Annotated in this window: 1 protein-coding gene; it reads right to left on the minus strand. The window is 66.1% G+C overall.

Going from position 1 to position 1660, the window contains the following annotated elements:
• Positions 1–36 precede the first annotated feature (36 nt).
• The gene (locus ACFWBF_RS37265) at positions 37–1275 is read right to left on the minus strand and encodes an IS110 family transposase (protein WP_385609269.1); all 1239 of its coding nucleotides are present in this window, start codon (positions 1273–1275) and stop codon (positions 37–39) included.
• Between the last annotated feature and the right edge of the window lie 385 nt (positions 1276–1660).

Genomic DNA, 1660 nt, shown 5'->3' on the forward strand with positions numbered 1-1660 from the left:
AAGACATCTCATGTCGTCGGTAGGTCAAGTAGGCGCTCAGGCGGCGAGCTCCAGGGGTGCCGCGAAAGCACGATCGGGGTCGAATAGCGTGCGGCGTTGCAGGCAGTGGTAGAGGCAGCCGAGCAGTTTGTTGAACAGGTTCCTGAGAGCTGCCGTATGGCGCTCTCCACCAGCGCGCCGCCGGTCGTAGTGGGCGCGTGGAGCCTGCGTGCGAAGGGCTGCGAAGGCCCACATGTGCCCGGCTGAGGCAAGCCGCTGATTCTTGACGGTCCGTGCCACCACTACGTGGCTGCGCCCGGAGGCCCGCGTGATAGGAGCCGCTCCCGCGTACGCCTTCATGGCGCGGGCATCTGCAAAGCGTTCGCGGTCATCTCCGAGTTCGGCGAGAATTCGCGCTCCGGAAAGTACAGACAGCCCAGGGAAGCTGGCGATGATTTCGGCATCTGGGTGCGCGAGGAATGCCTCCTCCGTCGCCGCCGCGAGCTGAGCGGCGCTGTTGCATGAGGCATCGACCTGGCGGATGAGCGCCACTGCCTGGTGCCCCAAGGCCTGCTCGACCTGCGGCAGCTGCCGCAGGTAGTCCGCGCGGAAGATTGCCCGAAGCCGCTCGACCTCAGCCTCGATTCCGCAGCGTGGACGCTCGCCCCGCTTGAGCAACGCACGCAGCTGGCTGCGGGAGAGCTTGGCAGCGTCGGCCGGCGTGGGTGCAGCGGTGAGAATCACGCGGGCACGTGGAGAATCGAGTCCCGGTTTGCCGGCGCCGTGGAAGGCGATGAGAGCGGCTGGGTAGTACTCGCGCAGGTGCGACCGGAGCCGGTTCATCATCTGTTGCCGGTCCCAGATGGCGTCCTGGTGAGCGCGGGCCAGGACAGCGACGGCCTGCCCGGCCTCGCTGTCGTCGGGAAGGGGGCGGTGAGCGTGCCGGTCGGTCCGAAGGATATTTGCTAGAACACGGGCGTCCGCTGCATCGGACTTGGCCCGGGAGACGCTCGCGCGATCGCGGTATCGGGCCGCGGCCAGTGGGTTGATTGCGTAGACCTGTCGGCCGGTTGCCCGCAGGCCGGCAACGAGGAGGCCACGTGGCGTCTCGATAGCAACGGGGATCGGATGCTCTGCGGAGTCACCATGCCTGGTCAAGAGTTCGATCAGTGCGTGGAAGCCGGCACTGTCGTCGCTGATCCGTAGCTTGGCGACCTGGGATCCGTCCTGGTCGACCAGGGCTATGTCGTGGTGCCCCTCCGCCCAGTCAATTCCGCAGAAGATCTCGCTTAACACTGTGCCTCCCTCTCAACCTGCAGGTCGATCCCATGCGGAGCACGCGGCGCTCTAATAGAAGTGCTCTGGGCACGCCATCTCATGAGCCGTTCGTGTCTCCAGCGACCGGCAGGGACCTCGGTCTGTTGGAGAGCTCATCGGCTCGCGAACTGTTGAGAGGTCGGCCCCTGCCGGCGGGCTGAGGACATGAAAGCTGGTGATAATCGAGCCTCTGCCGGGCGGGACCGGTCTTTGACGAGAGGTCAAGGCCACGGAACTACCGAAGGTCTCCGCCCGGCAGGGCGCGGGCGAGGCAGGGCCGGTCCCCGAAGGGCGGCAAGCCTCGACCTCGCCTGGTGGCCCTTGCACTCACGCGCCTGGGTTCACCGATGACCTATTAGAACTA

Origin of the sequence: Streptomyces sp. NPDC060028 (assembly GCF_042736725.1) — a bacterium.
Taxonomy (GTDB): Bacteria; Actinomycetota; Actinomycetes; order Streptomycetales; family Streptomycetaceae; genus Streptomyces.